The organism is Burkholderia sp. Leaf177 (genome assembly GCF_001424345.1).
Classification (GTDB): domain Bacteria; phylum Pseudomonadota; class Gammaproteobacteria; order Burkholderiales; family Burkholderiaceae; genus Caballeronia.
Map to the genome: position 1 here is coordinate 1 of NZ_LMPF01000022.1, position 24,309 is coordinate 24,309.

At 56.1% G+C, this 24,309-nt stretch carries 24 protein-coding genes; 14 read left to right on the forward strand and 10 right to left on the reverse strand.

The features are described 5' to 3' along the window. Window positions 1-364 precede the first annotated feature (364 nt). Together ASG35_RS18930 and ASG35_RS32770 are read right to left on the reverse strand one after the other, a co-directional pair. Window positions 365-628, reverse strand: a complete 264-nt coding sequence (locus tag ASG35_RS18930; protein ID WP_235527650.1) for an H-NS histone family protein — start codon at window positions 626-628, stop codon at window positions 365-367. A 266-nt stretch (window positions 629-894) separates the two neighbouring features. Then, complete coding sequence (locus ASG35_RS32770; RefSeq protein WP_156393255.1) at window positions 895-1,437, reverse strand: transposase; 543 nt, start codon at window positions 1,435-1,437, stop codon at window positions 895-897. A gap of 361 nt (window positions 1,438-1,798) precedes the next feature. Here ASG35_RS32770 and ASG35_RS31475 point away from each other — a divergent pair, with 361 nt between their 5' ends. The 5 genes from ASG35_RS31475 (at window position 1,799) to ASG35_RS18945 (ending at window position 4,665) form a co-directional block, all read left to right on the forward strand. Continuing rightward, window positions 1,799-2,032: a hypothetical protein gene (locus ASG35_RS31475; RefSeq protein WP_156393256.1), complete on the forward strand. Its 234-nt coding sequence runs from the start codon at window positions 1,799-1,801 to the stop codon at window positions 2,030-2,032. Continuing rightward, complete coding sequence (locus tag ASG35_RS31480) at window positions 2,029-2,313, forward strand: hypothetical protein (protein ID WP_156393257.1); 285 nt, start codon at window positions 2,029-2,031, stop codon at window positions 2,311-2,313. Before ASG35_RS31475 ends, ASG35_RS31480 begins: the two co-directional genes overlap by 4 nt. A 109-nt stretch (window positions 2,314-2,422) precedes the next feature. Further along, the gene (locus tag ASG35_RS18935; protein WP_056360994.1) at window positions 2,423-2,872 is read left to right on the forward strand and encodes a hypothetical protein; all 450 of its coding nucleotides are present in this window, start codon (window positions 2,423-2,425) and stop codon (window positions 2,870-2,872) included. Between the two features lie 308 nt (window positions 2,873-3,180). Then, window positions 3,181-3,633: a hypothetical protein gene (locus ASG35_RS18940; protein WP_056360997.1), complete on the forward strand. Its 453-nt coding sequence runs from the start codon at window positions 3,181-3,183 to the stop codon at window positions 3,631-3,633. A 444-nt stretch (window positions 3,634-4,077) separates the two neighbouring features. Next, window positions 4,078-4,665: a recombinase family protein gene (locus ASG35_RS18945; protein ID WP_056361000.1), complete on the forward strand. Its 588-nt coding sequence runs from the start codon at window positions 4,078-4,080 to the stop codon at window positions 4,663-4,665. A 568-nt stretch (window positions 4,666-5,233) separates the two neighbouring features. On the opposite strand, the gene ASG35_RS18955 is transcribed toward ASG35_RS18945, so the two are convergent. Then, window positions 5,234-6,745 (reverse strand): ATPase domain-containing protein, encoded by a 1,512-nt coding sequence (locus ASG35_RS18955; protein ID WP_056361006.1) that lies wholly within the window; start codon window positions 6,743-6,745, stop codon window positions 5,234-5,236. Window positions 6,746-7,072: 327 nt separating this feature from the next. Between ASG35_RS18955 and ASG35_RS18960 the strand changes: the two genes are divergently transcribed. Beyond that, entirely contained in the window at window positions 7,073-8,683 is a 1,611-nt protein-coding gene (locus ASG35_RS18960) for a hybrid sensor histidine kinase/response regulator (protein WP_056361009.1), read from the forward strand. 364 nt (window positions 8,684-9,047) lie between these two features. On the opposite strand, the gene ASG35_RS18965 is transcribed toward ASG35_RS18960, so the two are convergent. Then, a complete protein-coding gene (locus tag ASG35_RS18965) occupies window positions 9,048-9,818 on the reverse strand; it encodes a hybrid sensor histidine kinase/response regulator (protein WP_056361012.1) in 771 nt (256 codons plus the stop codon). A gap of 579 nt (window positions 9,819-10,397) precedes the next feature. On the opposite strand from ASG35_RS18965, the gene ASG35_RS18970 reads away from it, so the two are divergent. Both ASG35_RS18970 and ASG35_RS18975 read left to right on the forward strand, forming a co-directional pair. Next, entirely contained in the window at window positions 10,398-12,098 is a 1,701-nt protein-coding gene (locus ASG35_RS18970; protein WP_056361015.1) for a site-specific integrase, read from the forward strand. A gap of 135 nt (window positions 12,099-12,233) precedes the next feature. After that, window positions 12,234-12,629, forward strand: a complete 396-nt coding sequence (locus tag ASG35_RS18975; RefSeq protein WP_235527609.1) for an MOSC domain-containing protein — start codon at window positions 12,234-12,236, stop codon at window positions 12,627-12,629. Between the two features lie 406 nt (window positions 12,630-13,035). Here ASG35_RS18975 and ASG35_RS18980 read toward each other — a convergent pair whose 3' ends face one another. Next, entirely contained in the window at window positions 13,036-13,488 is a 453-nt protein-coding gene (locus ASG35_RS18980; RefSeq protein ID WP_056362071.1) for a winged helix-turn-helix transcriptional regulator, read from the reverse strand. 128 nt (window positions 13,489-13,616) lie between these two features. On the opposite strand from ASG35_RS18980, the gene ASG35_RS18985 reads away from it, so the two are divergent. From ASG35_RS18985 to ASG35_RS19000, 4 genes are all read left to right on the forward strand, one after another. Further along, window positions 13,617-14,252, forward strand: coding sequence for an NADPH-dependent F420 reductase (locus ASG35_RS18985; protein WP_056361018.1), 636 nt, complete (start codon window positions 13,617-13,619; stop codon window positions 14,250-14,252). Window positions 14,253-14,305: 53 nt separating this feature from the next. Further along, window positions 14,306-15,277, forward strand: a complete 972-nt coding sequence (locus tag ASG35_RS18990; protein ID WP_056361020.1) for an SDR family oxidoreductase — start codon at window positions 14,306-14,308, stop codon at window positions 15,275-15,277. A gap of 60 nt (window positions 15,278-15,337) precedes the next feature. After that, window positions 15,338-15,973 (forward strand): NADPH-dependent F420 reductase, encoded by a 636-nt coding sequence (locus ASG35_RS18995; RefSeq protein ID WP_268761132.1) that lies wholly within the window; start codon window positions 15,338-15,340, stop codon window positions 15,971-15,973. An 87-nt stretch (window positions 15,974-16,060) separates the two neighbouring features. Beyond that, entirely contained in the window at window positions 16,061-16,462 is a 402-nt protein-coding gene (locus tag ASG35_RS19000) for a nuclear transport factor 2 family protein (protein WP_056361029.1), read from the forward strand. A gap of 558 nt (window positions 16,463-17,020) precedes the next feature. Here ASG35_RS19000 and ASG35_RS19005 read toward each other — a convergent pair. Further along, on the reverse strand, window positions 17,021-17,965 hold the full coding sequence (locus ASG35_RS19005) for a LysR family transcriptional regulator (protein WP_056361031.1): 945 nt from the start codon (window positions 17,963-17,965) through the stop codon (window positions 17,021-17,023). 104 nt (window positions 17,966-18,069) lie between these two features. Here ASG35_RS19005 and ASG35_RS19010 point away from each other — a divergent pair, with 104 nt between their 5' ends. Together ASG35_RS19010 and ASG35_RS19015 are read left to right on the forward strand one after the other, a co-directional pair. Then, entirely contained in the window at window positions 18,070-18,837 is a 768-nt protein-coding gene (locus ASG35_RS19010) for an SDR family oxidoreductase (RefSeq protein ID WP_056361033.1), read from the forward strand. A 23-nt stretch (window positions 18,838-18,860) separates the two neighbouring features. Beyond that, window positions 18,861-19,937: an alkene reductase gene (locus ASG35_RS19015; protein WP_056361036.1), complete on the forward strand. Its 1,077-nt coding sequence runs from the start codon at window positions 18,861-18,863 to the stop codon at window positions 19,935-19,937. Window positions 19,938-20,292: 355 nt separating this feature from the next. On the opposite strand, the gene ASG35_RS19020 is transcribed toward ASG35_RS19015, so the two are convergent. The 4 genes from ASG35_RS19020 to ASG35_RS19035 form a co-directional block, all read right to left on the reverse strand. Next, window positions 20,293-21,771: a YncE family protein gene (locus tag ASG35_RS19020; RefSeq protein WP_056361040.1), complete on the reverse strand. Its 1,479-nt coding sequence runs from the start codon at window positions 21,769-21,771 to the stop codon at window positions 20,293-20,295. After that, window positions 21,768-22,259 (reverse strand): DUF305 domain-containing protein, encoded by a 492-nt coding sequence (locus tag ASG35_RS19025; protein WP_056361043.1) that lies wholly within the window; start codon window positions 22,257-22,259, stop codon window positions 21,768-21,770. The genes ASG35_RS19020 and ASG35_RS19025 overlap by 4 nt, the downstream gene beginning before the upstream one ends. Window positions 22,260-22,392: 133 nt before the next feature. Continuing rightward, window positions 22,393-23,031 (reverse strand): uracil-DNA glycosylase, encoded by a 639-nt coding sequence (locus ASG35_RS19030; RefSeq protein WP_082508471.1) that lies wholly within the window; start codon window positions 23,029-23,031, stop codon window positions 22,393-22,395. Between the two features lie 92 nt (window positions 23,032-23,123). After that, window positions 23,124-24,290: a TDT family transporter gene (locus ASG35_RS19035; protein ID WP_200945755.1), complete on the reverse strand. Its 1,167-nt coding sequence runs from the start codon at window positions 24,288-24,290 to the stop codon at window positions 23,124-23,126. Window positions 24,291-24,309 lie beyond the last annotated feature (19 nt).

Consider the following 24,309-nt stretch of genomic DNA (forward strand, 5'->3'; position numbering starts at 1 on the left):
TGGATGGCAACGCCGGCAAGCCGATCGCGTCGAAAGCGCTCGTTGATTGCTGCAATGTCGCTGTCAGTCAACGCGAAGTAACGCTCCACGTCGAATTCCGATAGTCGAGCGGGCAGGCGATCCTGTCCCATATAACGAAATTCTAGCTTGGCATTTCCGCCTCCCGTCAAGGTGGCGCGATTTAATCACGGGCAGATATTTTATCCAGACGCATTTTGAGCCTTCGGACAAAAGTCGGAACCTCTTGGCAGCCCATAAATTAAGGTGCTTCAGAGATAACCGCCAGATCTAGCACGAAAAGAACGAATACCCAGGCTCGGATACCCCACGCGTCGCGGACGGCAGGAGGTGTGATCAGGGCTTATTAGCGGTCTGTAATGTTGATTAGATATTTTGCCTTGTTACCAACAATCCACTTCGGTTGCCGACCTGCGCCGGTCCAGGTACGCCCAGTTAAAGGGTCTTGGTACTTTGGGGCGCGGGTCCTTTTGCGTGGCGCACCTATACTATCTTCGGTATGACTTTCCTTGCCCGCATTCTGATCAAAACCTAGCTCCTCTGCGGTAAATCCAAATTCCTTAATTCCCCCAAGAATGAGAGTTAACATCTCGGCGCGAACAAGTCGCATTGCTTCGTCCGCTTGACGGCAAAGCGCGTCTGCTTGCTCTCTGAGCTCTTTATAGGTCGCCACATAATTCCCAATATCAATGATCCATTAAATCCAAGGATCACTGTACGTGTTAACTCCCCGCTTATGTATAAAGCCATTAAATTAAAGGTCATATGGAGAAATTGTTGGGTTATCAGACGCACAAAGGTAATTGCGCGTTGAGCGTCGGACGTCCAAAAAACGATCGTTTGCAACGATTTTCGTATTGATAGGATTAGCCGCCGCTAGTCACCTTTTGACACGATCCAATGCGAATCTGAGCGAGGCGTGAGAATGTCTTCACGGCGCTTTTTTACCCCAGGCGCCTGCGCTTCGGGCAAAGGTGCATTAAGCACTGCGAAAATCGGTTGAATATGCCCGGCCAAACGCCACCTGTAAAAGGCGCCGTAGCATGCCGCGTGAGGCGGAAATCGGGATGGCAAGCCCGCCCAGCTTGTCTTGTACGTTCCTAACCAAAGCAACGCATCGATCATGCACCGTAGGCGGCGGTGCCGACAGTAAGCTGCACCTACCTTGGTCAACTCGTCCCTGACAAAGATCCATTCAGCATCAGTCAGTTGGCGGGATTCGTCGTTTTGCATATAAAAGGAGTTAATTGCAGAACGTTGAAGATTCGTTGATATTTTCCAACATCGATCTATAGCTGCTGCTCCGCATCTTAAAGCGAATTTTTTATCTCGAACATCTTTTATAGGTAAACAGCTTTTCCATAGGGCAGATCTACTTATTTTGGGCCTCGTTCGATAGAGATTGACTTCTTCACTCATCTTCTTGTTTAGATACACGGCTAACTGATAAATAAGAAATTTGCAACATTTTGTACTTAAAGCATCCAATGCGGACGAAAAGTCACATAAAATTGCTTGAAGTCCTGCGATTCTAGATCAATTGCTGATTTAAATCGGACGCGGAATGTACCAGCTTTAAGATTATTTAAGAGTCGTCCTACTTAAAAAAACAACTTCCCACTTACCGCCTGTGGCTGCTCGTTTGACTGAGCAGTTGCGACGTACACTAAAGTTATGCGGCCGAGGTCAAAAATCCATTTTTAAATGGAAGGCTAGCTATAAGCGCGTTGTAAGGGTAAATACCCTCTCGCGTCGAAATATTGGAACCTGAGAGATTCCTATGAAAACCAGTGCGTTGATCCAGCAGTTAACAGACGTTATGAACGCGTTGGGTGACCCTGTAGTTGTTGTTCCGTCATACGTTGAAAACAGATATGAAGCGCTTGAACGCGTTGAAATCACAACGATGGTCCTGTGTACATCTGAAAAGCCAAACCGCAATACCAACCGTTACCGCACACGTTATGCTGCTGAGCCCGTCTCCGCAGCGATTGTCTTGAGAGGATCAAGATGATCGATCTTAGCGAAGACCATTTGAACATCATCGAAGCCCGAATCGATGCGTACAGCGTTCACCACGATCATCCCAATGGTGCCCAGCATGTTTTCGAGTTCGTGCTAAAGGATGCAAGCGGCATTGACAAAATTGGTTCCGTCTCGGTTCATGCCGCGCGGCAACTGCGGCGACATCGCAATCTTGGTCTGGCGCTCTCGCGAATGCTTCATGCGATAGGGTCTACGCCGCCCCATGAACTTTCAACATTAGTCGAAATGCGGTTTGCCGGGGAGAACTGAGCACGTTGTCCATACGTGCCAGGCTGCTACCCAGCGTCTTGTCCAAATGTTTGCGACGTGAACAATTCCAATGCACCCCGCGTAAGCGGCTCATTCACGCGGAGTCATAATGAGTGTTCGTGCTTACGAAGGCAGTTCCCTTCAATGCGCGTTGTGGAACCACAAGTCGATTCGTGTCGGTCAAAACGAACGAAGAATACTTGTAATCCACTCGGACTGGATGGTCGGCGACACCATCGCATACCTCCTTGGCCTAAAGGGATTTTCGGCGACGCTCGCAATTGACGTGTTTGCCGCGCGAGGGGATATTGTCGGTTCCAATCAGCATGCGATCCTTCTTGATACGCGTGTCGGGGCAACCAAAAACTACGAGTTCGCAAGAGAGCTAGGCACGAGCGAGCGAGCGACTAAAAGACTGCTGATTGCGATGAGTAATTTTGCTCCAGAGGAGTTTGTCGAGGCCCTTAAAAATGCAGGGTACGACGGACATTCGCGCAGGCCATGTCCCATGTGGCAGATCGCAGATCTGCTGGACAGCTTCTTTCTAATTGAGTCATGACAGGCAAGCACGACATAGATACAGGTTTTCACACGTTCGCAGCCATGATTTCGCAGTAGCCAACATTTGTGCTAATTGCATAGATTGAAAAATTGTTTTAGCTCAAAGTGTGAACCGTGGACGCCTGCAGGTCACAGGTTTAACGAACACTGTTGTTTGTCGTTGCGGCTTCGATCACGTCGCTATTCATCGACACTAGACCAAATCCGTAGGAAGATGTCTTACTCGCTCGAAATTGGGCTCTTCGTTCAGTTGTGCAGGTCTTGCACCGCCGCGCGCTCCGAACGTTAATCCCGGTTTTTGAGAAAATGAGCAAACGCCTACCACACGACGACCAGACGGAATTCTCGGTCTGGAACAAAAAAAGATCCGTCCAGCCTGGCATACAGCGAAAGGTGCTCGTTGCTCATACGGATCCTTCCATTGGCGAGTCAATTGTCCTGATGCTCGGATTGCGGGGCAATTCGAGCATGTACGCGCCCGACCTCGAAAGCCTTCACCTACAACTCGATTTTTGGGATCCCTCGGTCGTTTTTATCGATACCAGGTTCGAAAACAAGATCGATTATGCTTTCACGCTCGCTATGAGATCGGATCCGCAGTATTCCGCACGTCTATGGATTGCGATGCGTGATATCGCGAAGGAAGAAAGTGCTGAGACCCTAAAAAACATGGGTTTCGATGGGCTATGTCGGCGGCCATGTCCTGTCTGGAAGCTGTATGAGATTCTGAACGATTTCTACGCCCCTATCGCCAAATAACATGACCGCTTCGGCCGCTCCGAAGTGCGCCTGTTGTTTCCTTCGTGGTGGCCTACCGAGATGGTGCGCCCCATGAGCACCTACGTTGATTAAGTGCGCTTATTGCTATACGCGACCCGTCGCGACCGTATCGAACAGCAAGCCGCATTAACTATTTTGACCATTTAGTGTTTCGCAGTCCTGTCAAATGACATGAGTGGCGGTACGAACTAACATTGAATTCGCTATGTCTTCAGTATCTTCCGGACGTTTTCTGCAAGCTTTCAATGCAACATTTGCACGATAAGCACCGCAGTTTTGTTAACATGCGCTGAAAATTGCGGGCTCGCGCCAGACGAAAAGTACGCATCATGGCAAATGAGCTAGGCATACTTTGGAGGGTAATTTGTGACCCTATTCATCTATATAAACACAAGCGGCGATCGCCCGGTCCGCGAGAGGGACTTGTTTGAGATCGATGCAGCCGGATTCCTGGTCGACATGGGCTCAGTGCTGGTCGATCACTGCAGCAACGCGATGGCCGCCGCGTCCCGTCAGGCATTGCAAAAAGTTATCCGGCGCATAAAACCTGGGGATACACTCGTCTTCTCGCGCCTAGGCTACCTCGGCAACGGCATCAGTGACGTGGTGTCCATGCTTAATGCCATCGCGGTAAAACGCGCTCATGCCATCTGCCTGGAAATGGGCCGGAACGATCTATGTGTCCCGGGCGACAGCTCGCCTGTGCGCATGCTTGAACTCGCCGCAGAACTGGAACGCGATGCCAAGCGCGCCCGCGCGCTCGACGCTGCGGCCCTGGCCAAGCAAGTCGGCGCACCGCAAGGCCGGCCAGCGTCCCTGTCTGCATCGCAACGCCAACAGGCGCTAGGCGCGCTCGCGGCGGGCAGCACCGTATCGGCAGTTGCAAGGAGTCTCAGCACTTCGCGCCAGACGATTATCCGGCTTCGCGACGCCGCTGCGACACAAACCGCGTCAAACGACAGCGCCGCCAGTCTGAGCGTTACCTCGCGCGCAGATCACTGGTGCGAATGAAAGCGCAAGTTACGCGTGCCACAACATGCGGGGCAGTGCAGAATTGGCGTATTGAATCTGCAAGGGTTACGCAGGTCGTGCGCAAACATTGCCAGGAATTGGTCCGTGCGGTGGTCCGCTTGCCGTAAGTCTTCGGCCGCCATTTCGCGGTCTGCTAGAAGAGTTCGCGCATCATATTGGCGGCGGCGAGCCCTTAATGCCGATAGTGCAGTTCTCGCCAACGTATCGCCGCTGACAGGACGCTCGACCACGATTACGTTGCCAAGGGTTGTGACATGTCCCGCAATGAGGTTGATGCCTTAACCGAACGCTTAGCGGTCAGAACGACGAAAGGAAAATCGAACCACACAGGTTGTGCTCCGATCCACTGTTCTAAGCACGCCAATGCGCTTGCGTCGATGGCCTCTTCAGTGACGATCGCAACCGCCGCTCCTTGACTCAGGGCCTCAAGCAATCCGTTCGTATCTATACAGGCCACGCTCCCCAACTTGTGAACTGATAGCAGCTGCTCGATCACCTGCGCATCGCGCCCCCGTGGCGCCCATATCAACGCTCGATGTTACAAGTCTTACTCCGCGCGCACTTGAGGATCGAGAAGAGGTACGTCACCCGAATATTTTGGCAAACCCGCCAGCACGCCTTCGAAGTCTGAAAGTGGCGCGCCCACCTGTACTCCATTCACGCCGACCTGAAACTCTCTAACTGTTCGTTCATGGGCACTGGTTCGGCTTTTCAAGACAGAGATCGCCGACAGCACCTTGCCAGTCGACTCAAAGAACCGAAAAAGAATGATCGAATCACTAAGGTAGCTTAAGTCGATTTCCGACTCAACATTGCCAATAAGACCGTGTTGCCCAAGCGCGATCAATGTCGTCACGCCCTGCTGGTTGAGGTAGCTAAGGAGTTCGTGCATTTGAAGCAGCAGGTAACGCTGGCCCGGCATCGATTGGAGATAAGCGTTCAAGCTGTCGATGACGACCATGGTCACGCCGTGTTGCTCGACTGCAATACGAAGCCGGCTGGAGAATTGGCCCGGTGTCATCTCCGCCGGATCGATCTGTTGAATCGTAAGACGGCCCGATTCGATGTGCGGCTCGAGGTTCATGCCGAGTAACTTCGAACGGGTAAGCATCGTGGCCAACGTCTCGTCGAAGAGAAAATAGACGGCCTTTTCGCCTCGCTCCAGGGCCGTGAGAACGCAACGCGTGTTCGTAGTTGTCTTGCCCACGCCTGATGGACCAATTAGCAATGTATTGGTGCCCGGAACTAATCCGCCGCCAAGAAGCGTATCAAGCTCGGCAACACCGGTAGAGGCGGCCTTATTCGAGAATGCCCGATGGTGTTCAGCCGCTATTAACCGCGGATAAACCGTAATTCCCCCGTGGCCTAGGTCGAAATCGTGCATGCCGCGACGGAAGTCGATGCCCCGCATCTTAGCAATTCGAAGACGCCGACGCTCCGAACCGTATTCCTGCAGGACCTGATCTAATGAGATGACGCCGTGACAGATACTATGCAGCTGAAGATCGCCTGGCTCCGACGTCTTGTCGTCAAGGAGCAGTACCGTACAACCCTTGTTGACAAGGAACTGCTTCAGAGCCAGAACCTGCCTGCGATATCGCAGCGCATTTTGCGATAACAGACGCATTTCAGACAGGCTGTCAAAGACTACTCGGTCCGGCTGTATTGAGCGTACCTTGTTCATTACGTCGTTTACGGTCTCACCAAGCTCGACCTCCGACGGATGCAATACCGATTGCTCTGCCTCTGGCTCGAGACCGTCCTCGCTTACGAGTTCGTGGATGGCAAGCTCATCCAAAGACCATCCGTGCGAAGCGCCAACTGACTTTAGCTCCGCAGCGGTTTCTGACAATGTGATGTAAAGCGCTTTTTGCCCGCGGCGCGCGCCCTCTAGAAGAAACTGCAAACCAAGCGTGGTCTTACCCGAACCTGGCGAGCCCTCCACCAGATAGATGCGATTTGCGGTCAACCCTCCGTTGAGCACCTCGTCAAGACCCTGTATTCCGGTGGCTACCTGAGCATCAGCTTCAGAATTCTTGAGCGCTTGCTGTTGCGTCATGGCTTTCCTTGTAAATCACGTTGAAGTTCGGTCCCCGGGCGGACACTTCGATTTTAACGTGGCAAGTTTGCCAAAACCAAACAATACGCTATGGACAAACGAGTGATTGTTGCCGGCAAGCGAAACAGCGCCGACTTATTGACCGAACCCCATATGCATATTAGATGCTACTTTTGTCCACCAATGCCCGCATTTTCGCAGGTGGCCGACGTAGAAGGTTGCGAAAACATCTTTTGCGGCTGGCTGCAGAACCGCTACCGTTATAAAAATTAAGCGCTTCGGCACGCGGTTTGCGACGTCAACTTACCTTCTATCGAATGCTAAATAATGACGTCCGCCGCTATCCTAAATAATCCGATCCGAATAGCGAAATTGCGGGCACTCGGTGTCAACGAGGAAGCTGCTACACATTTTGACGGATTGGCACGGCTAGCCGCTCAAATGATGAGCGTGCCGGTTGCTTTTATCAACATCGTCGATAGCGCAAAAACGTGGTGCAAGGCCGCGTGGGGTGGCGAGCCAAAGAGTCTGCCGCACAATCAATCACTGTGCGCAAGCGCGTTAGACGAAGGTGCGCTGCTCTTGATTACGGATGCGCATGCCGACGAGCGATTTTCACAGCATCCAGAGGTGATTGGAGAACGGCAGGTCGCCTTCTACCTAGGGATCGTTCTCAAAACTTCGGACGGCCATGCAATAGGAACGCTGTGTGTCATGGATCGGAAGTCATGCATGCCGAATGCCGCAACGATAGACATGTTGCGGCTGCTTGCGGAGCAAGTCGTCAAACATATTGACAGCGCCTCCAACAGCCGTGCTTTGATACTTCAAGCGCAAGGCAGCCGCGATCAGTTCCTCGCCATGCTTGCCCACGAACTCCGTGCACCGCTCGCGCCTATACTGAGCGCTGTGCAGTTGTTGAACCGCCCGGAGATAACGCCCGAGCAGCGTGCATGGTGCCAAAAAATTATCAATAAACACGTGAAGTTCATGGGGGCGATCGTTGACAACCTATTGTCGGCATCGCTTGTCTCATTCGGCACAATCGAACTCGAGCTTGAGCCGTTACAGATCCAAGTACTGTTGGACCAAGCTTTAGAGATAAATGCTGAGGTCATCTCCCAACGCAAACATCTCGTTACCGTGACTCTGTCGGACGACCTCTGGGTTTGCGCAGACCGGATCCAGTGCCCGCTCATCGTTTCAAATCTGTTGCTGAACGCAGCAAAGTACACAGCGCCAGGTGGTCAAATCTTCGTTGACGTCGAAACCATGAACGACTTCATCACGATTAGGGTTAAGGATACCGGTGTCGGAATAGCAGCATCAGACATGCAAGAAATTTTTCAGATCTTTGGGCAATCCAAGCAACCGATAGACCGCGCGAAAGGAGGGATGGGGTTAGGGCTTCCTCTTGCTAAGCGGCTGGCTGAATTGCATGGCGGATCACTTAACGCTCATAGCGATGGCATTGATAAGGGAAGCGAATTCATACTTAAATTGAAGCGGGTGCTGCCGGCCACGTCGGCGCCTGACCATAGCGGGACCAGCGACCACCCGGTTCGATCGCTTGACTTACTGATCGTCGAAGACAGCGTTGATACAGCTAACGCTCTTGCGCTCTACTATCAGCTATCTGGACACACGACTCGGATCGCTTATTGCGCAGCCGACGCAATTCTTATGGTGACGGAGCGCCAGCCGGATGTCGTGCTGAGCGACGTTGGACTGCCAGACGTGGATGGTTACACGCTTGTTGCGAACATCCGCGATATTAGTTTGATACCGAACCCCACTTTCGTTGCCCTTACCGGATACGCAAGCGATGCCGACAAAGCTGCAGCGCTTGCGGCCGGCTTCGATGGCCATTTATCAAAACCAGTGGACCTTGCACAGTTGGACGAAATGCTGATCCGTCTCCGGGGTACTAACCGATAACAAGGGACTTCGCAATCGTCGATGGGGAGTGCTGAAGCCGGCATCTTTTCATTAAACGTGGACGAGGTGTTGAAGAAAGTAGAGGTGACAAAGATTACTGGCGATCATTGGACGTAGCTGGCAGCCTCTAGCAAGCCCAAAAGATAAGATCCTTGTTAGAGCCGGCCACATTGCGTCCAGCTTGTAAAGCCCCGCCTTTACCAGGCACTCGATATTCAAAAAGGGCCTGTCGCTTCGTGGATTGATCCGGCTACACAGCGTTCTGAATTGCGAATTGACAGAACACATCAAACAACGGCCGCTGCACGAACAGATTGCTGTGACGACCTTTATCATCACCCTCCCTGCTTAAACTCTCGGTAATTCACATGGCTTCAGCTATTGCTTGCGCAAGCGTCTCGAAATCGACCGGCTTCGTAAAGTGCTTATCAAAACCCGCCGCGGCAGAATTTCGTCGATCTTCGGGCTGACCCCAGCCCGTGATTGCTATCAGTAACGGCCGTTTAGCCCAAGATTGAGCGCGGATTTGTTGGGCCACCTGATATCCGGTTAGCTTTGGCATTCCAATATCTAGCAGGGCGATATCTGGTTGTTCGTTGGCGGCTACCCGGCTTGCCTGCTCGCCGTCATGTGCCACGCTGACTTCGTAGCCGCTTAGCCTTAAGAGTGTCGCGAGTGCTTCAGCTGCGTCTTCGTTGTCATCGGCAACAAGCACGCGTACTCCTGAGCGCTCAGCTATTAGAGTTTTCGCCGCAATCTCAGTCTCGGGCGCACTCACCACCGTATCGCTTAACGGCAAGCTGATGGTGAACACACTGCCGGCACCTAGGCCCGCGCTCGTGGCCGACACTTGACAACCATGCAGAAAAGCGATCTGCCGACACAGCGATAAGCCTACTCCAAGGCCGTCTTTCGACAGATCATTTGTCCGGCCGACCTGAGCGAACATCTCGAAGATCCGTTCTGTATCATCCGTGGATAGACCGATACCTTCGTCTTCAACGGATATCGTAATGTGCTGTGTTCCCACAACGATACTGAGCCGAATCGTCGATCGAGGCGCCGAGTATTTGGACGCGTTGACAAGCAGATTCGCGACCGCTTGCGAGAGGCGCGCTCCGTCGGCGTGATACAACGGTATCCGCGCTGGCCTGTCTCGGCATCGCGAAGCAGCGAAAGCAACCGTTCTAACCCGATATGCAAGCGATGCGACTTTGCCACGTCTGCTTCGCTGCTGTAGAGACGCTGCGTCCCGAAGGCCCCAGCAAATGCCGTTGCAAGCATTAAGATCGTCACAAAACACGCGGCCCAGCCAGTCCATCTGGATGTCTTTGCTTCAAGGTTGTGAACCACACTCGACATTGCCACCTCGTATTTTGTACGGAGTAGCTACATTATCAGCGCAATATCGTTGGCGTAGGGAAGATTGCGGTTAGTCGCTTCCAGGCCACGACGAAGGCGTATGCAAGCCATTCGCGAATTTGCGATAAAACCTATGGGTTAGGAAACTCGTATTTCTTAGGCAAGCGACCTACTCTTTTTGATAAGCAATAAGCAGTAACCGCACCGTGTTGAACAAGCGCTGGATGGGCTCTTAACCCACCTTGATATATGGCCAAACATGAAAACTAGTGAAGAAAAAATAAGAAATTCAGCGCTATTAAGATAACTATCCTTATCCTAATAGCTATTCCTTTACGCTAAACTCGTGCTTATGGAAACGCACGGACCTTTGATATATCCCCAATTATTGGTACAAACTATCGATCTGCCCGGCGACGATGCGCTTGCCGCCTTGCGATGCTGGTATGAAGGTGTGCCCACACGCGAGGCCGTCGTTCGTTACCTTCCTCATCGGCTCACCTACGGCACATCCGCACGCGGCGTGCTCAGTGAGATTCGGCGCCAGCTTGTACGCTGTGCCCTCGCCCGTCATCGGGACGACCTTGCCAAACTCTTCGATCACCGCACGACCGAACGCGTCAAGCACGCACGGCTTGTTGCCAAGGGCATTGAGGCCCTTCGGGTCGCCACAGTGGCGATACCTTCGATTACTGACGACATTGCCCGCTGGCTGCCGCCTCGCGCCGTGCACGCGCTTCACGCTCACGGCATCATGACGCTCGCCGAACTCACGCTTCGCATCCCGCGGCGCAAGCAATGGTGGACAGCCATTCCCAAGCTCGGACAAGCCAGCGCCAAACAGATTGAAGCGTTCTTTGCCGCCCACTCGGCGCTTACCGATCGCGCCCGTGCATTGATCAAGTCCACGGGGTCTCCCATTGTGGTGCCCTGGGAGAACGTGCGACTGCCGCATGAAATCGACGGATCATGCGGCGTCTTCAGAGCGCCGCGAGAAAGCTGCGCGCTGGACGCCAACAACGACTACGACGCGGTGCAAACGTGGTTGTCGCTGCACGAGTCACCCTCGACGCAACGCGCCTATCGGAAGGAAGCCGAGCGCCTCATCCTCTGGGCGATCGTCGAACGAGGCCGGGCGCTCTCTTCCCTGACCACCGAAGATGCGATTGCGTATCGCGCATTCTTGCGCCGGCCCACGCCCCGTGATCGATGGGTTGGTCCAACGCGCGCGCGTACGTCACCGCAGTGGCGGCCCTTTACGGGCAACCTAGCGCCGCGCTCGGTGGCCTATTCGCTGATGGTCCTGGGTGCGCTGTATCGATGGCTGATCGAGCAACGATATGTGCTCGCGAACCCGTTTTCTGGCGTGAAGGTGAAAGGTACGGAGCGCGCTGCGCTCGACGCATCGCACGCATTCACCGAAGGCGAGTGGCAACTGTTGCGCACCATCGCCGACGGACTTGAATGGTCGTATCGCTGGAAACCAGCAGCGGCCCAGCGACTGCGCTTTGTGCTGGATTTCGGCTACGCCACGGGGCTGCGCGCAAGCGAGCTCGTGAACGTGACGCTCAGGGACATTCGCACCGATGCACAGGGAGATCATTGGGTCGAACTCGTCGGCAAGGGCCAGAAAGCGGGAAAAGTGGCGCTGCCGCCCCTTGCTCGCAGGGCGCTAGAACGCTATCTGGTGGAGCGCGGCCTACCCGTGTCGCCCGAGCGCTGGACACCCGGAATCGCGTTGATTGCCGGCCTGAATGAAAGCGATCGCCAAGGGCTGAGCACTGTGCGGCTGTGGGCGATCATGAAACGGTTTTTTGAGACGACAGCGGCCCTGATCGAAACGGAAAAACCAGCATTCGCGGTAAAACTGCGGCTGGCCGGCCCGCACTGGATGCGGCACACGCACGCGACCCATGCGCTTACACGCGGCGCGCAACTGACCTCCGTTCGAGATAACCTCCGTCATGCATCGATAACGACAACGTCCACCTATCTGCACGGTGACGAGGTAGAACGAGCTCGACAGTTCCGGGATGCATTCAAGGCGACCTAGTCCGTTTCACTCAATTTAACGCTTACTTTATTTATGCCGCTCAACCCACAGTCTTCGCTCACCCGCCTCTTCAATGCGCCCATCAGATCCGGTGTGCTCATTTGGATCGGGGCGCGGCCCGAGCGCCGTTCCTCTATGCGCCCGGTTGACGAAACGATCCTTGATCCGCACGATGGACTAGGAGGCGATCACTACAGTCGCGATTCCGGAATACGGCAAGTCACGCTCATCCAGGCCGAGAGTCTCGCAGCCATCGCAAGTCATCTTGGGCTGGAAACGCTTGCTCCGGAATGCCTGCGTCGCAATCTGGTGACGCGCGGCATCAATCTGTTGGCGTTGAAAGACCGGAAGTTTCGCATCGGTGATGCGGTGCTCGAGATGACGGGAGAATGTCATCCGTGCTCGCGTCTTGAAGAAACGCTTGGCGTGGGCGGTTACAACGCGACGCGAGGTTTTGGTGGCATAACGGCGAAGGTCCTTGCACGAGGCCGCATTTACGTCGGCGAATCCGTTGTGCGTATTGACGACTGATCGCTCGTAGCGTGCTAGGAGTATCCTCCCAAGCTCATCGAGCTGAATGCCAGAACAATCACGAATTATCAACTCCATCGCGTTGCTGGCAGCCTTTTAATCTGAGATGTGCAGCCCCTTCCCGCCTATCCCTCTTTGCTAGTCCGATCGGATTGCCGGCTCTTTGATGACGAAACAGACCCGGTAGCAACACCTCAGTTGTGTGATGATGAAATGGGTCGGCCAGACCGTTAGTTGATTTTCTGTCCGACGACTCCGACTGGTCGTGATCGACCCTAAGCAGTCGCGGGCATTCTCCAAACACATAGGGCTGCCAGCAAATATATTCGGACATTCAATACACGCTTCGCTCCGTGTTGCACGGCCGCAACGTAAGCAGGTCCTCCATTTCGCGCAAAAATTGCGTTTATCCCTTGCCCTCAGGAAAAAGGCAACCCCCATTCCGGACCAAGGCTTTCACCTCTTCGCTCACTCCCGCGGGATCTTGGCTCAAGCGCGCGACAAGTGCCTTACTTCGTCGCACGTAAGACTTCGCATCGTGCTTTGCACTCCAGATCACAATGCTGATTACGATAGGGATGAGGTCCAACCCCTTCTCCGTCAACGTGTAGAAGTCCTTGCGTTTATCTTCGGGGTTGGGCGACCTCGACAGTATGCCCTGCTCTTCTAGAAATGCGAGACGCGAAGCAAGGACATTGGTTGCGATTCCTTCTTCCGATTTCAGGAATTCACCGTACGTTTTCTTTCCAACAAATACGATGTCGCGAATAATCAAAAGTGACCAGCGGTCGCCGAAAACTTCCACGCCGTAGTTCACCGCACAGTGGGACCGAAGCTCATCTTTTAGCGTTATCTTCATGAGAGACATAATAACATCACTTGCATAAGACAAGTAAATATCACGCTTTTACTTGTTTTTTGCAAGTGATATGGTTAGCATGGTCTGTAGGCGATTTGATTAGTAGCAGACTCACTTGGAGATTTCATATGAGCAGGATCACCATCATCGGCGCGGGAGGTATGGCCACAGCGATTGGAGGCCTTGCCGTCAAAGCCGGACACACCGTCGAGGTAATGAGCCGTGATGCGACGAAGGCGCAAGCGCTCGCCCAAAAGCTTGGTGATGGCGCAATGACAGGCACGTTCGGTGAGACACCGGCTGGGGACATAGTCGTGCTCGCGGTCCCCTACTCAAGCGTTCTCGAAGTGGTGAGGCAATACGGCAGAGCGTTAGGAGGAAAGCTTCTTGTTGACATCACCAATCCTATCAGCTCGAACCTCAAGGGTTTTGTGACGCCCGTGAACAGTTTCGGCGCATGGGAGATTGTCAAAGTTGCCCCTGCCGATTCGGTTGTCGTCAAGGCTTTCAACGCGCAGTTCTGTCATGTCTTGGCGAGAGGTCCAGTCCCAGGTTACACGTTGGCTGTTTTTGTTGCCGGGGATGACGTCAACGCGAAGGCGCGGGTCTATGCGTTCATCGAAAGTCTCGGATTGCGCTCGATGGACACTGGCTCGCTCGAAATGGCGCGATCGCTGGAGCACGTCGCCTTGCTGACGCTGGGCCTCGTCGCTCATTCGATTCAACACACCAACTTCTCGCTGGGCATCAGCCTTCTTGACTGAGTTCAACGTCAATAATCGTTTTTTCATTTCAATACTTCATAAGGATTACTTACATGCGAGTTTTCGTCACTGGCGGGACCGGTCACGCAGGTTCCCACATCATCCCTGAACTCGTCGCGGCCGGGCACGAAGTCACCGCTCTCGCCCGATCGGATAAAACTGCGGCTATAGTGTCCGCCCTGGGCGCCAAAGCGCGTCGTGGTGACCTTGACGACCTTGAAGGACTCAAGGCGGCAGCAGCTGAGTCCGACGGCGTCGTTCACGTCGGATATCGTGCCGATCTGCTTGCGTCCGGCGGGATTGCCGCCTTGGGCGACTCGGAGCTCGCGATCGTGCTCGCGTTTGGCGAGGCGATGGCGGGTACTGGCAAGCCTTTGGTCGTCGCAGGTAGCATTGGCGCACCCATGAACGTAGGACGCGAAGCACCTGTCGTCGCGCCGGTCAGTCTGGGCCGACCGGCAACCGAGGATGACCTCGCCCTTCCCACCAGACCCCTGGACGCAGGCACGCTACGGGCTCGCAATGTCGTGGAGGGCGCTGTCATTGGTCTTGCAAATCAGGGCGTCCGGTCTTCCGTCGTGCGAATCCCTCCGATTGCACACAGTGCGAGTGATCGCGTCGGGTTTCTCCAGATTCTGATCGGGCTGGCGAAGGAGAAAGGCGTTGTCGCCTACGCCGGCGACGGCCAGAACCGCTGGCCCGCTGTGCATATTCGCGATCTGGCTTCTTTGTTCCGACTCGCGCTGGAAAAGGGACCTTCCGGTAGGACTTGGCACGCAGTTGCGGACGAAGCCATCCCATTCCGCGCAATTGCTGAAGGGATCGCCGCTAGATTAGGCATGCCCACCGCGAGCATTCCCGCTGACGAGCTGATGGTACCCGGCTATTTCGGGTTTCTCTCTGCCGTAGTCACAGCTGATTTTCCAGCGTCTAACGCCATTACTCGCCGAGTCCTCGACTGGGAGCCCGTACAGCCTGGACTGCTCGAAGACATGGATAACGGCCACTACTTTCCTGCTGGCTGAATCGATCCACCCGCACTGAGCCGGGTCACACGATTCCGGCAAACAGCCAGACCGTCACACTTGAGGACACTACACATGAGCACCATAAGTATTATTGGATCGGGGGGCATGGCGACTGCGATCGCTGGCCGCATCGCTCAGGCTGGACACACGATAGAAGTGATCGGACGCAACGTTGCGAAAGCACAAGCACTGGCGAGCCAGCTCGGTGCCAAAGCAAGCACGGCAAAGTATGGCGTGGTGCCAGCAGGCCACATTGTCATCCTTGCGGTACCGTACCCCAATGCTGCGGCAGTCGTAGCCGACTTCGGGGAGGCGCTCGACGGCAAGGTAATCATCGACATCGCCAACCCTGTTGCCTCCGACCTCTCGGGTCTCGTCACTCCACACGGCAGTTCCGCTGCGCAAGAAACTGCCAAGGGCCTGCCTGCCGGCGCGCATGTCGTGAAAGCTTTCAATACCCTCTTCGGTCATGTACTTGCCAAAGGCGGACGTCTCGATGCGTTTATCGCAGGCGACGATGCCATGTCCAAGGCAGCGGTCTCGACCTTCCTTGAAAGTCTCGGTCTTCGTCCGCTCGATGTAGGCGGCCTACCGATGGCGCAGACGCTCGAAGCAGTTGGCCTGATGATGATTGGCCTGGCAAAAAACGGCGCGGGGACCTGGGACATTGCCTTGAACGTCGATATTGGCTGAACCGGCGCCGTTCTGAGCTAACCCACCGTTCAAGAGCGTGTCCGGTCATATCGGATACCCCAACGTTAAGGGATTGGAGAGATTGGCATGAGCATCGATGAGAACGTTCAGGTCGTGCGGGAGTTTTTTGCAGCCTTGGGCCGCGGCGATATACAGAATCTTAGAACGTTGTCTGCCGAAGATATCGAATGGGTCATTCCCGGCGAGGGCTGGCCGCTGGCTGGCACGCACCGCGGACATGTTGGGTTGACAGATTTACTTCAAAAGCAGTCCGAATCAATGGAGACTTCCGTTATGGAGTTTCATGAGTTCATAGCGCAAGGAGACCGGGTACTCGTAGTCGGTTTCGCCAAGGGGAGTATCAAGGCCACGAATAGAACTTGGGAGGACAATTGGGTCTTCGCCATAACTCTTCAACAAGACAAGGTGACGAACATCCGGGAATATATCGACACGCAAGCTTTGTCGCAGGCCGCTGAACCGCGCTGAGTGCCAGGCCTTGGCCGATCAGTTAAATATCTGTGGCCGTTCCCCGCCCGGCGTTGAACCGGCAGAGTAAGCGCCACTGATCGGGGCTGCGTCTGGCAGAAACCGACCCACAACGGCCAGCCGTGGTTTCCCGAAGCGGCCGTTCACGCTCTCCGTCGCTCTTCAGTAGGTTGGAGCTTGCGCGCACAAAACTATAACCGAGATCGTACGAGTAACCATTTGTGGTGATCGTCGACATGTGATGAACGATTAGGCCTCCATGCGCAAACCGCCAGACTTGGTCTGGGTGTCGCGATGCTGGCGCTTCCCGACGTACTGCTGCATCTGGCCGGCGGCAAGCTCACACGTTTGCTGCCCGAATTGCATTCAGACGCAGGCATGACTCTCCTTTACTAGGCTTTGCGGCGGCTTCAACCCCGGGAAGACGCGTGTGTTCATCGACTTCGATGGAGAATTTTCAGCAGCTCACTTAAGGCGCAAAGATTCAATGCGACGAGGGACGAGCGTGTGACGGAGCGCATATCCAACCGATGACCGCGTATTCCTCGACGACAAGCACTAGGAAGCGTGAGCCTGCACCAGTACGTCCCAAGGCGCAGGGGACGGAAAGATGTCCTGCAAAAATCCGACAAACGCTCTCACCGCCGGATTGCTTCGCCGGCTCTCGGGCCACACGGCATGCAGATGGAATCTGTCGTAGGCGAACTCATGCAGCACAGGGACGAGTTCGTGCCGTCGAACGAATGGCGCCGCGATATACGTCGTCGAAATCCCGATACCGGCGCCTGCCGCCAATGTCGCGGCAATCGCGTCGCTGACGTCGATAATCAAGCTCGACGCGGGCGTGAACTCGATGAGCTTGCCTCCCACGTTGAATGGCCACGCAGCCTCCTGGCCCGTCGACTGATATCTGAAGTTCACGCAATCGTGTTGCAAGAGATCGTTCGGATGCTGCGGCACGCCTCGCTCACGCAGATATTCCGGCGACGCGAACGCGCAAATCCGATGCGGTGCGAGACGGCGCGCGATCATCCGCGTGTCGCCGGGATCGCCGACGCGAATGGCGACATCCACGCCCTCCTCCATCAGATCGACGTATCGATCGCTTAGGCGCACATCGACGGTCACTTTCGGGTGCTGCCGTCGAAAAGCAGGCAACGCGGGCGCAAGGATGTTCACGCCGACGGGCAGCGGCGCCGTCACCTTGAGCGTTCCGGCCGGCTCCGCGCGCGCGGCGGCGACGCCTTGCTCGATACCTTCCGCCTCGCGCAACAAGCGTTGCGTGCGCTCCAGAAGATCGCGTCCCGCCGGCGTCAGCGTCAGCGAGCGCGTGGTCCGGCTGAACAGCTTGAGTCCGAAATGCTGCTCCAGCCGCTGGATGCTCTTGCTGATAGCCGATGGCGAAACGGACAGCGAACGCGCCGCGGCCGTATAGCTGCCAAGCGATGCGGCACGCGCGAAAGCAATCAGACCAGTCAGTCTTTCTACGACGATTTGTTCCATGATGGCATCATTAAAGCGAACGACGGCCCGATTATCAAGCACAGTTTCGTGAATTAACCTTCTTCCATCGACGCCACACCGGCGAAGGCAAACAGGAGAAGGACATGAACGCAAATACGAAAGCGCAGGACGCACAGGCCACGGAAGATGCCAACGGCGCATTGGCAGGCAAGATAGCACTGATCTTTGGCGGAACGTCGGGCATCGGGCTCGATGCGGCTCTTCAGGCGAAGCGCGCGGGCGCCGCAGTCATCGTCGTGGGCCGATCGGCGGATACGACTCAACGCGTCGCCGCGCAGCATGGCTTCGCCGGATGGCGCGCAGCCGATGTGACCGACGCGCATGCGCTGCAGCAGGCGGTAAGCGACATTCCGAAGGTTGATCACCTGGTCTTGCTGGCCGGCACCTTCGTAGCGGGGACGGTGCGCGAGGCGGACGTCGCCCATCTCCGGAACGCGTTTGAGGAACGCATCTGGGCGGCCGTGCACGTCATTCGCGCCCTAGGAGACCGCTTGAGCGCCGATGGCTCGATCACGTTCGTCTCGGGCAGTCTCGCCGACCGTCCGAACGCCTACGGCACCGCGGTGCTCGCGGCGGCATCGGCAGCGATGGAAGCGCTCGCGCGCGGCCTGGCGCTAGAAATGGCGCCGGTGCGCGTCAACACGCTGTCGCCCGGTCCGATCGACACCCCGATTCTGCGTAAGGCGCTCGGTGACGCGCGCGATACGGTCGTGGCAAACATGGAGGAAGCGCTGCCGTTGCATCGTCTCGGCACCGCCAGCGAAGCCGGCGCGGGCGTGGTGTTCCTGATGACCAACGGCTTCATGAACGGAGCGACGCTCAACGTCGATGGCGGCGCGCGCCTCGTGTAACCCCACAGCCAACGGAGAAAGACATGACCACGCTTTTCGACCCGACCCGGCTGGGTGACATCGAAGCGCCCAATCGCATCTTCATGGCACCTATGACTCGCGCGCGGGGTACGCGAGATCACTTGCCGACGACGATCATGGCGAAGTACTACGCGCAGCGCGCGAGCGCCGGACTCATAATCAGCGAAGCGATCGGTATCTCGCAGCAGGGGTTGGGATGGCCCTTCGCAACGGGCCTCTGGTCCGACGAACAAGTTGCAGGCTGGCTGCGTGTAACCGACGCCGTGCATTCGGCCGGCGGGCGCATCATCGCGCAGCTTTGGCACATGGGCCGCACCGTGCATCCCAGCTTCAATGGCGGCGCGCAGCCGTTATCGGCTTCGGGCACGACAGCGCCGGGACACGCATATACCTATAGCGGCAAGCAGCCCTATGTCGCGGGCAGACCCATGCACGCGAACGAAGTGCCTGCGCTCCTCGAGGATTTTCGCCGCGCGACGCGAAATGCACTGCGCGCCGGGTTCGATGGCGTGCAGGTGCATGCCGCCAACGGGTATCTAATCGACGAGTTCTTGCGCGACGGCACCAACTTCCGCGACGACGCCTACGGTGGCAGCATCGAAAATCGCGTCCGGCTGCTGAAGCAAGTTGCGCAGGCGGTGATCGAGTTTGCCGGCGCTGGCCGCACTGGGGTGAGGCTCACGCCCAACGGCACGGACCAGGGTGTGCGCGACAGCGATCCGGAGCCCGTTTTTGTCGCTGCGGCTCGGACACTGTCGGCGCTCGGCGTCGCGCATCTTGAACCTCGCGAGCCGCCGATGAACGGGACTTTCGGCGCATCCGATCGACCGCCCTTCGCGCCTGCCATCAGAAGGGCATTCGCAGGCGTGACCATCCTGAATTCTGATTACGGTCTCGATCGCGCGGCGGCGGCTATCTCCAGCGACGAGACGGATGCCATCGCCTTCGGCCGACCGTTCATCGCAAATCCAGACTTGCCGCAGCGTTTCAGCGCAGGCGCTCCGTTGGCGGCCGATAAGGGGGTGTTGTGGTTTACGCAGGGGCCCGAAGGCTACCTCGACTACCCCGCGCTTGCCTGAACAGAGGAAGGTTCGCTCTTGGGCGGCTCGAGGCAGTGCGCGAGGGAATTAGCTTACCGAACAACCGTGATTCGGGAAGGGCGGACGAGGCCTCCGTTAGCCAACTGGACGACGACCTCGACCGGCCGCTTATGGCCGGTCACTGCCTGACGCCGATCGGCAGCAGGCGACCCGAAGCGGTCTCAGCGCATAGCGTGATGTAAGCGGCGGTTAAGTGGTGTGCAACCGCCATTCCCTTAGTTGCCGGGATAATGTTGAACACAACTTACGTAGGGCCGGCGCCCGCGCGCTACCATTAACGATATAAGTAGTTGTTGCGCCGCCCGTGTTTGCTTGATTCGAACAGCTTCGATTTTTAATTCGACTGCAGTTGAACGGCGGTGCCGATTTTTTCTGCGTCGCGCGGAGCAATGACCAGATATCTTTGCGTGCTTGCGGCGCTGTTCGCTTCTGGCTGGACGATCTGACGGATTTGCCCGATTGCGTTGACGATCGCTGAACCCGCCGGGTTGCTCATGAAGTTCGCCAACGGTTCCAGCTCGCCGCTTCCATCAGGGTGGTCTGAAAGCGCAATGACATAGGGTTTCTTGGGCTGCAGTCCCGTGACCGACGCTTGCAATACCTGAACTAAGCCCTGATCAAAAAGTGACACGCTCGTTGGCGCGGTTGTGCTTGCTGACGTGGGCGAGTCTCCCACCGCCGTCATCGTCAGATGCGCCGCTTTGCCTGCCACACCGAGCGGCTGCGTATTCTGGATGCCATCACCCATTCGAACGGCATTCGGTACATAGGTAACCGCTTGTGGCGCTTGTCCGATTGGCACGGTGGCAATCACCTGGTTCGTCAACGTGTCGATCACAGTCATCGCATCGGCGTTTTCAAGACCGACGTACATGCGTGTGCCGTCGCCTGATGGCCAGATGCCGTGCGGAAGTTTTCCGACGGGAATCGTCGCGATCTGGGAGAAGTCATCGGTTTTGAACACCTTGACTTCATTGGTACCGCCAATCGTCACGTAGGCAAAAGAGCCGTTGCTATTGCGTGCGAAGTTGACGTGATTGCTGATCGGACCGGTATCGATCGTCTTGAGGATATTGAACGGTGGTCGGGCGTTAAATACCTGCGTCTTGCCCGTATCCTTCAAAGTGAACCACACCTGCTTGCCATCAGGCGTTGCGGCGATATTCGGACAAAATGGACTGGCCTGCGTAACGTGGCCGACTATCTTATGACTCGCGACATCGATCACGACAGTCTCCGGATTGAACGACGAGCAGACATACCCGTATTTCCCATCAGGCGAGAAGATCTGCATGCCGGGTCCCGCCGGCACGACAATGCGAGATTTCTCTTCGTAGGTCGAACCATCCAGCACGGCGATGTAATTCTCACCTCGCACCGTGACCCAAACCTCCTTGCCGTTGGGCGTGAAGAACGCCTCGTGCGGGGACCGTCCGACATACGTCACGTGCTTGACCGCGTTGGTCTCGGTATCGATGAACGAGACTGAATTGGAGCCGATCGAGACCACCGCGATCGTTTTGTGGTCCGGCGAAAAGCCCATGCCATGAACCAGCACCTGACCTTTGTAGAGCGGGCTGAAATTGCCGGGCGACGGATCGCCGAGCTTGATCAGGCCGACTAGCGTATTGCTGGCAGGATCGATGACGGAAACGGTATTAGAAAACTGCTCGGCCGCGTAGACGCGATCCTGATGGCTGATGGGTATGTCGGCGGCAGAAGCCTTTCCAGGTGCCTGCCCTGCGAGGGCAACTAATGCAAAGACGAGCGCGATCAGGGCTGAAAGCGTCGAGACTGCGGGAATGCGGTTCATTGTGGCTCCTGGTTCATTTTCATGGACATGCTGTTATGTTTAGGGGACTGCGTTTTTCCATGTGCAATATCGGACGCCCGGTCTGCGCTACCCGCAGTGCCGGTCGCTGACGTTGAAACGCTCGAACCGATCGCCAGATGCATCGCAACGATCTCTTGCTGCTGCTCAACCACGATCTCTTGCGCGATGCGGCGCAACTGCTCGTTCTTTCCGTATTGCAGTTCGGCGCGCGCCATATCGATAGCGCCCTGGTGGTGTGGCACCATCATCGCCACGAAATCATTGTCGATATTCCCACTTGGCTTGACCGCCATATTGGTCATCATGGTCGACATCGCCGTATCGTTTTCGGATAGAAATGAAGCCTCCGCGGCCGAAGCATCCGTCGGTGCATCGCCCGCAAAAGCGGCAACGCTTGCGGGCAGAAAAATGAGGGCGCCAGCTAACGACAGCGTGGCGGCTAGCCAGTCCGGGGAATTCGAAGCCATCGTGCATGTTCCTGATTAGGTAAGTGGCAACGGGCGAACGCCGTTTATGGGCCGTTTATTCCCAGATATTTTCAAACAAAGGGTTTACCACTTGTGGCAAGCCAAACGTCTGCGCCTGCACCGCTTGCGTCGTTTATCGGGACGCGGCTACTTGTGCGGCCCGCTCGAGCGTTTCGACTATGTTTGTCGCAACGTTCGGGAATCGGCACACGGCGAGAGGACTTGGATGAGGCGTCGTAAGAATCACAGGAGAGCCCGGCAACTGTTTGAGCATAGAGAACGCGCGTTGAGCTTTGCGACCTGCCAATACGATCACGCGCAGATCAGGCAACAGGCCGATCAACGATGGCAATTCGTCGATGCCCTGCTTAATCTCACTGATTGTCAAAGTTTGGCGCGGCCCATTGAGCGCCGGCAGCCAAGGGAAAACGTTCCACAATACAGTCTGACGGCGAGACAGCCCTGCTTCACCAAAAAAGCGCTTGAGGTTTCGTTGCGCGGGCACCGGATTGTCCAGCGATACAAACCGGGGGCGAGACGCAAGTCTTGCCGGCGACTCGAGAAGCACAAGCACCTTGGCCTCACAGCCGCCGTCAAGCGGATCGAAATAGGGAACTGCATTGCTTCGCGCGGACAGCGCGTCAGCGTATTGCGTCAAGGGGCCGATATGCGCTTGATTGAGAAGCGCGATTCGTCGCTGAAGCGCCTCCGGGTCCCGAAGCGACTCACGTGCTTCTGAAGGCGCCACGGGTTCTTCATCGAAATCGTTCATAGAGCGCCAACGGGTGCCTGGTCCTGGAGTAATCCCATGTTAAGCATCTTCGCCCTGCTCCGGCTCACTCCGATCCGCCCGGAACAACCGTTTCATTTCCTAGGCGTTGCGAGGCAAGGTGCCTGAAAGAGGTTGCCGTGCCACATTCCCTTGAGCGTCTTGCTCACCACGATCAGCCAGAACCCGATCAGCGCGACCGTAAGCGCCGTACCGATGACTGCAAATGGAAAGAACTGCGTGAGCCGATACAGCGCGAAGGTCGTAGCGGTGTACACGCCGATCGGAAACGTGAACCCCCACCATCCCATGTTGAACGTCATGCCTTCGCGCTGATAGCGCACAGTCAGGATGACGGCAATCACGAGCCACCACACGCCCACGCCCCACAGAAGCAGGCCGCCTAGCAGTCCGAAGTCTCTAGCCACGATTGCCACTTGTTCGAGCGCCGTGCCGGCAAATGCGGCAGGCGCAGCTTGACCGAGCAGTAACAGACCGAGGCTTCCGGTGCCAATTGGACCCAGTGTCAGCCACGATGAAGCCGCCGTATCGCGATGCGGAAGCTTGTGAAGCGCGAGGCGCAAAAACACGATTGTCAGGATCGAAAATGCAAGGGGCACGGAAATCGCCCAGAGCACATAACCCGTTCCGACCAGCAACTGCGCGGCAGTGTGCGAAAGATGCGGAGCGAGCACGCCGGCACTGGACGCAGTCACTTCCGGTGCAACGATTGGCAACAGCCAGACGGCAGTCATCTGTTCGGTCGAATGCTGCTGCGTCGTGAACATGCGATACGGCACGAGACATGCAATCGATACCGCCAGTCCTGCGTCGATCCACCACAACGCGTGCGCCACGCTCAGTGCTGCCGGGCCGAAAAGCTCCGGGCCAAACACACTTAGACCATTCACGATCGGAATCAGCCCCATCGGGATCGCGCCCAAGAACATCGACTGCACCGGATGGTCGAGCATGGGCTTGATCGTTTCCGGAAACCGGACCAGGCGCGCCATAAAAAGAATCGAAAAAACAGTGAAGAACACGATATCGATCATCCATAACGCCTCCGCGACCGTGTGTTGACCGGGCAAACGAAAAGGCGCGGCGAGAAGGACGAGAAAGACGATCCCGGTTCCCATCGTCAACGCAAACCAATTGGGCGTGAATTGCCGAACGATTTCACGATGGCGAGTGACATGCCTGAACGGCTTTAAAGCATCAAATGCTGCTCTTTCCGGTAATTTCACCTGCGTCTCGGTCATCTTGGTCGACTCCTCGTTG